Source organism: Phyllobacterium sp. P5_D12 (assembly GCF_054049495.1).
In genome coordinates, this window is the sequence record NZ_JBFUMG010000202.1 from 1 (window position 1) to 7,655 (window position 7,655).

Consider the following 7,655-nt stretch of genomic DNA (forward strand, 5'->3'; position numbering starts at 1 on the left):
GGAAGGGGGAGTAGTGAAGGCTTCTGTTGCCAGGTGCCTCCGAACCCCGCCTAGAAGTGCGAACCCCTAGGACTTGATTTGAAGCTATCGCACCGCATTAAGCGGCGAGACGTGCTTCCGCATAGTTGTCGTTTGCAACTACTAGGTTAGCCCGATAACGGTGGTACAATGCCGGGCAAAAGTTCGATCTTTACACTCTTGTCGATCCTATTTCGCCCCCGCCACAAAGCAGCAAAACCTGCTGCGTTCTGGTGGAGGCGCCGGGTACCGCCCCCGGGTCCAATAAGCTTATTACATCGTCCGTTTATCACCATAGCTGGCCGAAGCCAGCAGTCCTTATATAAGAGCTGTTTAGCCGAATTGAAAGAGTGGATTGACTTGGAACTGATGCTGGGGAATGTTTCGGGGGTGTCTAAAGAGCCATCGCCTCATGCATCTGCCAGTTTGTGCGATGTCTTCATTGTCAGGGAGGTTGCAATGCCACGCATTGAGCCTAGCAATCAGGGGATTTTTCGATGAGTGACTATCTAAAGGATGTTCGTCATTACGATGCGGCTGCCGATGAAGCGACTGTCGCGAAAATCGTCAAACATCTCGGAATTGCTCTGCGCAACAGGGATTCTTCGCTGGTTTCCTGCACAGATCCGGACGAATTGAAGCGCGTTCGCACCAATTGGGTCGAAAAGAAGCTCGGTCTCACAGACACTGTCAAGGCCGATGCCGCCATCGAATCCGTGTGCGCAGCCATGAAGGCGGACAACACCAAGAGCCGCGTCACCTTTTATTACCTGACCGCCAAGGCCCTCGGCGCTCTCGGCAAGCTCTGACATTTAGCCCTGCAAATCCGAATCATCCCCGGCGAATCACCGGGGATTTTCATTGCGCGCATGGATTTCATTAGCGCGGTCCTGTGGATCACGCACAAGTTTAAGTGTTTCGTAGCCCGAATCTGCTAAAAGAAATTATGCGCACTTATCTCGATCTTCTTCAGCATGTGCTCGATACGGGCGCCGATCGCGGCGACCGCACCGGCACCGGTACGCGGTCCGTTTTCGGCTATCAGATGCGTTTCGATCTGGCAGCCGGTTTTCCGATGCTGACGACGAAAAAGCTGCATCTGAAATCCATCATTTATGAACTTCTGTGGTTCCTCAAGGGCGACACGAACGTCGCGTATCTCAAGGAAAATGGCGTCACGATCTGGGACGAGTGGGCCGACGAGAACGGCGACCTCGGCCCCGTCTACGGTGCTCAATGGCGCTCATGGCCGGCTCCGGATGGCCGGCACATCGACCAGATTTCGAATCTTTTGAATCAGATACGCAAGAATCCTCATTCAAGACGTTTGATCGTCTCGGCATGGAATCCGCCCCTAGTCGACGAGATGGCGCTGCCGCCCTGCCATTGCCTGTTCCAGTTCTACGTGGCCGATGGCAAGCTCTCGTGCCAGCTCTACCAGCGCTCGGCGGACATTTTCCTGGGCGTACCCTTCAACATCGCCTCCTACGCGCTGCTGACGATGATGGTGGCGCAAGTCACCGGGTTGAAGCCCGGCGATTTCGTTCACACGCTCGGCGATGCCCATCTCTATGCCAATCATTTCGAACAGGCGAAGCAGCAATTGATGCGCAAGCCCGGTCCATTGCCGATCATGCAGATCAATCCGGACGTTGCCGATCTCTTTGCCTTCAAATATGACGATTTCCATCTGATAGATTATGTCGCCGAGCCGAGCATCAGGGCGCCGATCGCGGTATAGAATCCGCGTTCAGGTTTGCGGGCGAAATGTTTGTTTGAAACGGATGGATGCCACATGATCAGTTTTGTTGTTGCGATTGCCGAAAATGGCGTGATCGGCCGTGAGAACGGCTTGCCGTGGCGATTGTCCTCCGATCTGAAGCGTTTCAAAGCCACCACCATGGGCAAACCTATCATCATGGGGCGCAAGACATGGGACTCGCTTGGGCGGCCGTTGCCCGGCCGGACCAACATTGTCATCACGCGCGATCCTGCCTTTTCCGTTGAAGGTGTCATTGCGGCCCGGTCTATCGATCAGGCACTGATGATTGCGGGAAGCCATGCCGGTGCCGACAAGGTCGACGAGATTTGCATTATCGGGGGCGGCGATATTTTTCGCCAATCGTTGAACCGCGCCGACAGGCTGTATGTGACCTGGGTGCTGGCAGAAGTCGAAGGCGATGTCGTTTTCCCCCCGATCGATCCAAAGGTATGGACCGAGGTTTCCAGCGAGGATTTCCCGGCGGGTGAAAAAGACAATTATGCAACGCGGTTTGCCATCTACGAACGCATCTGATTTGTTCGGGCCCATGATTGTGGCCTCAAATTATCGTCATAAACAGTCATAATCGTTCGGCTTTTTACCAATTCCGCTTGAAAAGCATCGCCACGCGTTGAAAGCGCGCCTCGCCATCCCTATAAACGGGAAGTTGGATTAGCGGGAGGAAGCCACGGGGTGGCGCTTTCGTTCAAATTAAGAGGTAGGAATGCCCTGGAGTAATCAGAACGGCGGCGGCGGCCCATGGGGTGGCGGCGGTAATAATAGTGGCGGCGGTGGCCCTTGGGGTCAAAAGCCGCAAGGTGGCGGAGGCAAAACCCCTCCCGATCTCGAAGATATATTCCGCCGTGGTCAGGATCGTTTGCGTCAGGCGCTTCCGGGTGGTTCGGGCGGCAGTCCGGCAATCTGGGGCCTGGCCGCACTTGCGCTGGTGGCTTTCTGGCTTTTCCAGTCGATCTATACCGTCCAGCCGGACGAACGCGCCGTGGAGCTGCGTTTCGGCAAGCCCAAGCCTGATATCGCCGAGCCTGGTCTGCATTTCCATTTCTGGCCGATCGAATCCTATGAGAAGGTCGAGATCGTCGAAAAGCAGAAGAATATTGGCGGGCAGGGTGCTCGCGGCGCCAAGGAAGGCCTGATGCTCTCCGGCGATCAGAACATCGTCGATGTCCAGTTCTCCGTGCTCTATCGCGTTTCCGATCCGGTCGCCTATCTGTTCCATGTCGAAAATCCGGAAAACCTCGTGCAGCAGGTCTCGGAAAGCGCCATGCGCGAGATCGTCGGCCGCAGTCCGGCTCAGGATATCTTCCGCGATAACCGCGCTGGCATCGCCAATGACGTGCGCGCCATTATCCAGAAGACGCTCGACGATTACGGCGCGGGCATTGCGATCAATGCCCTGTCGATCGAAGATGCCGCGCCGCCACGCGAAGTGGCCGACGCGTTCGATGAAGTTCAGCGTGCCGAGCAGGACGAAGACCGTTTCGTCGAGGAATCGAACCAGTATTCCAACCAGAAGCTGGGTCAGGCCCGCGGTGAAGGCGCGCAGATCCGTGAAGATGCGGCAGCCTATAAAAACCGTATCGTCCAGGAAGCAGAAGGTGAGGCGCAGCGCTTTACCTCTGTCTATGACCAGTATGTCAAGGCACCGGAAGTCACGCGCAAGCGTCTCTTCCTTGAAACGATGGAGCGTGTACTGAAGGATTCGAACAAGGTAATCGTCGATCAAAGCGGACAAGGCGTCATACCTTATCTGCCGCTGCCGGGTTTGACCGGTAAGCCTGCCCCCGCCACCACCACAGAGGGGACAAAGCCATGAACCAGAATCGTGTTCCGCTTCTCGTTGGCCTGATCGCGTTCATCGCCTTGTTGGCCTATTCGTCACTATTTGTCGTCAGGGCCGGCCAGCAGGCCATCGTCCTGAGGTTTGGTCAGATCGTCGATGTGAAGGCCGATCCCGGCATTTACTTCAAGCTGCCTTTCGGCTTTCTCGAGGCCGACAATGTCCAGATGATCGAAGATCGTCTCCTGAGCTTCGAACTCGACAATATCCGTGTTCAGGTTTCGGGCGGCAAGTTCTACGAGGTCGATGCGTTCCTCGTCTACCAGATCACCGATCCGCGCAAGTTCCGTCAGACCGTATCGGGCGACATAACCTTGGCCGAAGCCCGGTTGCGTACGCGTCTCGATGCGGCGTTGCGTGGTGTCTATGGCTTGCGTGGCTTTGAGGCTGCCCTGTCGGACGAGCGCGCTGGCATGATGAACGAAGTGCGCCAGCAACTGCGTCCCGATGCGGAATCGCTCGGCCTGCAGATTACCGACGTCAGAATTCGCCGGACGGACCTGACGCAGGAAGTGTCGCAGCAGACGTTCGACCGCATGAAGGCAGAACGTCTGGCGGAAGCCGAGCGCCTGCGTGCCCGCGGCCGTGAAGCGGCACAGCGCATCAAGGCCATTGCCGATCGCCAGGTTGTCGAAATCATCGCGGAAGCCCGCAAGGAATCGGAAATTGCCCGAGGTCAGGGTGAAGGCGAGCGCAGCCGTATCTTCGCCGACGTGTTCTCGAAGGATCCGGATTTCTTTGCGTTCTACCGCTCGATGACGGCCTATGGCACGGCGCTGGATAATACGGGAACGACGATGGTGCTTTCACCCACGTCCGAGTTCTTCCGCTATTTCCAGGATTCGAATGGCGGTCTGCCTCCGGTCAGCGGTCCTACGCCGCCCGCCGGTGCAACGCCGCCTGCTCCCGCCGCTCCCGCCCCTCAATAGGGGCGGGTTCATATCATGATCGATTTCATTGATGCCGTAGGGCTGTTCCTCGTATTCGAGGGGCTGCTCTATGGCCTTTTCCCGCTCGTTGCAAAACGTGTTGCCCGCGATGTCAGCGAACAGCCGGATGGTTTCCTGCGCATAGCCGGCGTCGCTTCCGTCGCCATCGGCGTTGGGGTGGTGTGGCTCGCGCGGGGGTAGGGCGGGCCTGCCAAGTCTAGCTTAAACCGTTGATGCAGCGTTATCTCTCCCCTTGTGGGAGAGAAAGCGATTTCAGCATCTTGAGCCCTTCGCTCAAGTGCTAGAAATCGCAAGAGAGGGGATTTGAAATTGTGCGCTCCTAATCCCCTCTCTTGGAAAATCCTTTCTCCCCCACAAGGGGGGAGATAACCGCCAACCTTATTCCTTGCATCCCTCATCGATCCCAAGCTACCACTCACTAGCTCTCAACTTGTCCGCCGCACAAGCAAAGGAGAAAATAGTGTATTAATTTGCGAAGCATGGGAACTGCTGTGCAAGACAAACGGTATCAAGTTTTTATTAGCTCCACATTCCAAGACCTCCAAAATGAGCGCAGGGCCGTCCAAGACGTTGTGATAAGCACGGGCGATTTTCCAGTGCAGATGGAATCCTTTCCAGCAGCCGACCAAGACCAATTTGAATTCATTAAGTCGCTCATTGACCAATGCGACTACTGTATTCTGATCATCGGCGGACGTTATGGCACGGTTGCGGAAGACGGTCTGAGCTACACCCACAACGAGTTCAAATATGCGGTTTCAAAAGGTGTGCCAGTCCTAGTGATGGTGCACGGCGAGCGGGGTAAGATAAGCCTAGACAAATCGGAAAAGACTGACGTCGGCAAGAAACGTCTGGATGATTTTATCTCAGAGGCCGAAGCCAACAGATTACGTAAAACGTGGGATACCTTGGATGGCCTGAAGTTGGCTCCCTGCAAATCTCCGGCCTCCCTCATAGTGTGCTGTCGAACCACGCACCAGAGTTCAGCCAATTCATCAAGTCTTGAATTGACTGATCTGAAATAAATGCTGCAATAGCCGCTCGGTCATATTTATGTCGCCTCTCGCCGTTCTGTTGTATCATTCTGTTTCCGATAAGGGCCCGAACGTATGTTTTTCAAGACTGGTCGCCTCGCTCTCCGTTCCGCAACCGCGGCTACCGCGCTGATTGCGCTCGCCGCGACAAGCCTCAACCCGGCATTTGTCGGTGTCGCACGGGCGCAGGTGCAGGCGCCCGCCGTTCCGAACAGCCTGCAGCCAAGAGCACAGGGGCCGGCCTCCGTTGCCGATCTTGCGCAAGGCCTGCTCGATGCCGTGGTCAATATCTCGACCTCGCAGACCGTCAAGGGACAGGATGGGGAATCGGGACCGGTGCCGATGCCGAAGGTGCCTGATGGCTCGCCTTTCCAGGAATTCTTCGACGAGTATTTCGGCAAGCAGAATCCCGGTGAGAGCAATCCTTCGCACAAGGTCCAGTCGCTCGGTTCGGGTTTCGTGGTCGATGCGGCCGAGGGCATCGTCGTCACGAACAATCACGTGATTGCCGATGCTGACGAGATCGAAATCAATTTCAATGACGGTTCCAAGCTGAAGGCGACGCTTGTCGGCAAGGATACCAAGACCGATCTTGCCGTGCTCAAGGTCGATCCGAAAAAGCACAAGCTGGTTGCGGTCAAGTTCGGCGATTCATCAAAGACGCGTATTGGTGATTGGGTCATGGCCATCGGCAATCCCTTTGGCCTCGGTGGCACCGTGACGGTCGGTATTGTCTCGGCGCGCAACCGCGATATCAATTCCGGTCCTTACGACAATTTCATCCAGACCGACGCTGCGATCAACCGGGGCAATTCCGGCGGGCCGCTGTTCGATATGTACGGCCAGGTTATCGGCATCAATACCGCCATCATTTCGCCGACCGGCGGATCGATCGGTATCGGTTTTGCCATTCCGGCCGAGCTTGCATCCGGCGTCATCGCCCAGCTTCGCCAGTTTGGCGAGGCGCGCCGCGGCTGGCTTGGCGTGCGCATCCAGCCCGTAACGGACGACATAGCCGAGAGCCTCGGCATGACATCCAGCAAGGGCGCGCTGGTTGCCGGGATCATCGAAGGCGGCCCGGTCGCCAATGGTGCGATTCTGCCCGGTGATGTGATCACGCGTTTCGATGGCAGGGATGTCAACAACGTCAAGGACCTTCCGCGCGTTGTGGCGGAGAGCCCTATCGGCAAGGAAGTCGATGTCGTCGTTGTCCGCAAGGGCAAGGAGCAGACTGTCAAAGTCACGCTTGGCCGTCTGGAAGACAGTGATCAGGCGGACGCCAAGAAGGACGACCAGACGACCGGCGAGGACGGAGCCGCCCAGAACGTGGACGTGCTCGGCATGAGCCTTGGAAAACTCGACGACGCCACGCGTAAGACCTTTGGCATCGCCAAGGAGGTCGAGGGCGTGCTGGTGACTGAAGTGCAGAACGGCTCGATCGCGGCCAACAAGCGGATCGCGGCCGGTGATGTCATCGTCGACATTGCGCAGGAGACCGTCTCGACGCCGGAGGATGTGGCGGCGCGGATCGAAAAACTTCGCGACGAAGGCCGCAAGAATGCGCTGCTGATGCTGGCGTCGAAAACCGGCGAGCTGCGGTTTGTCACGCTTCAAATGGACTGATTTGAACGGCTGGTTTCCAAACGGGCACTTTTTGTTCAAAAGATTCAGGGTCGCATGCGAGTTTGTGCAAGAACTTCCCAATCTTGCACAAGAACGTGCGAATCTGATGCAAGAGTTGGCGATTCTGGCGCAAGATTTTCAACCATAGCGCGAAAAATGGTTGTGGGGACGCGAGTTCAGACCACAAAATCGGTTTTTCGATAGCCTTGGATATAGAGAAGGGCGGTCAGATCACCATGGTCGATCCGCACCTTTGCCTGTTCGGCAACGATCGGTTTGGCGTGGAGCGCCACGCCTGTGCCGGCCAGTTGCAGCATGCCGAGGTCATTGGCGCCGTCTCCAACCGCGATCGCATCTTGCGGTGAAAGGCCAAAACGCTGGCAGATGGAGGTTAGCGCAGTGACCTTCGC

9 protein-coding genes and 1 other RNA gene are annotated in these 7,655 nt (G+C 56.6%); 8 read left to right on the forward strand and 2 right to left on the reverse strand.

The window, feature by feature from the left end; genetic code table 11:
* Positions 1-12: 12 nt before the first annotated feature.
* Positions 13-370, reverse strand: a transfer-messenger RNA (tmRNA) gene (gene ssrA / locus ACXJ5O_RS14345).
* A 145-nt stretch (positions 371-515) separates the two neighbouring features.
* On the opposite strand from ssrA, the gene ACXJ5O_RS14350 reads away from it, so the two are divergent.
* From ACXJ5O_RS14350 to ACXJ5O_RS14385, 8 genes are all read left to right on the forward strand, one after another.
* Positions 516-827 (forward strand): DUF2853 family protein, encoded by a 312-nt coding sequence (locus ACXJ5O_RS14350; RefSeq protein WP_457300475.1) that lies wholly within the window; start codon positions 516-518, stop codon positions 825-827.
* 137 nt (positions 828-964) lie between these two features.
* On the forward strand, positions 965-1,759 hold the full coding sequence (locus tag ACXJ5O_RS14355; protein WP_457300476.1) for a thymidylate synthase: 795 nt from the start codon (positions 965-967) through the stop codon (positions 1,757-1,759).
* Between the two features lie 54 nt (positions 1,760-1,813).
* Complete coding sequence (locus tag ACXJ5O_RS14360; protein ID WP_457300477.1) at positions 1,814-2,314, forward strand: dihydrofolate reductase; 501 nt, start codon at positions 1,814-1,816, stop codon at positions 2,312-2,314.
* A 190-nt stretch (positions 2,315-2,504) separates the two neighbouring features.
* Positions 2,505-3,614, forward strand: coding sequence for an FtsH protease activity modulator HflK (gene hflK / locus ACXJ5O_RS14365; protein WP_457300478.1), 1,110 nt, complete (start codon positions 2,505-2,507; stop codon positions 3,612-3,614).
* Positions 3,611-4,567 carry a protease modulator HflC gene (gene hflC / locus ACXJ5O_RS14370; RefSeq protein WP_271894673.1) on the forward strand — a complete coding sequence of 319 codons (957 nt, stop codon included), beginning with the start codon at positions 3,611-3,613 and terminating at the stop codon, positions 4,565-4,567. Before hflK ends, hflC begins: the two co-directional genes overlap by 4 nt.
* 15 nt (positions 4,568-4,582) lie before the next feature.
* On the forward strand, positions 4,583-4,768 hold the full coding sequence (locus ACXJ5O_RS14375; protein ID WP_112530022.1) for a DUF2065 domain-containing protein: 186 nt from the start codon (positions 4,583-4,585) through the stop codon (positions 4,766-4,768).
* A 311-nt stretch (positions 4,769-5,079) separates the two neighbouring features.
* A complete protein-coding gene (locus ACXJ5O_RS14380; protein ID WP_457300479.1) occupies positions 5,080-5,613 on the forward strand; it encodes a DUF4062 domain-containing protein in 534 nt (177 codons plus the stop codon).
* 84 nt (positions 5,614-5,697) lie between these two features.
* Complete coding sequence (locus ACXJ5O_RS14385) at positions 5,698-7,245, forward strand: DegQ family serine endoprotease (protein WP_457300480.1); 1,548 nt, start codon at positions 5,698-5,700, stop codon at positions 7,243-7,245.
* Positions 7,246-7,421: 176 nt separating this feature from the next.
* Here ACXJ5O_RS14385 and ACXJ5O_RS14390 read toward each other — a convergent pair.
* The coding region (locus tag ACXJ5O_RS14390) for an HAD hydrolase family protein (protein WP_457300481.1) at positions 7,422-7,655 on the reverse strand (234 nt) is incomplete at its 5' end.

Coding starts and splice junctions, on each gene's coding strand:
- ACXJ5O_RS14350 (WP_457300475.1), top strand. CDS start 516: ATGAGTGACTATCTAAAGGATGTTCGTCATTACGATGCGGCTGCCGAT.
- ACXJ5O_RS14355 (WP_457300476.1), top strand. CDS start 965: ATGCGCACTTATCTCGATCTTCTTCAGCATGTGCTCGATACGGGCGCC.
- ACXJ5O_RS14360 (WP_457300477.1), top strand. CDS start 1,814: ATGATCAGTTTTGTTGTTGCGATTGCCGAAAATGGCGTGATCGGCCGT.
- hflK (WP_457300478.1), top strand. CDS start 2,505: ATGCCCTGGAGTAATCAGAACGGCGGCGGCGGCCCATGGGGTGGCGGC.
- hflC (WP_271894673.1), top strand. CDS start 3,611: ATGAACCAGAATCGTGTTCCGCTTCTCGTTGGCCTGATCGCGTTCATC.
- ACXJ5O_RS14375 (WP_112530022.1), top strand. CDS start 4,583: ATGATCGATTTCATTGATGCCGTAGGGCTGTTCCTCGTATTCGAGGGG.
- ACXJ5O_RS14385 (WP_457300480.1), top strand. CDS start 5,698: ATGTTTTTCAAGACTGGTCGCCTCGCTCTCCGTTCCGCAACCGCGGCT.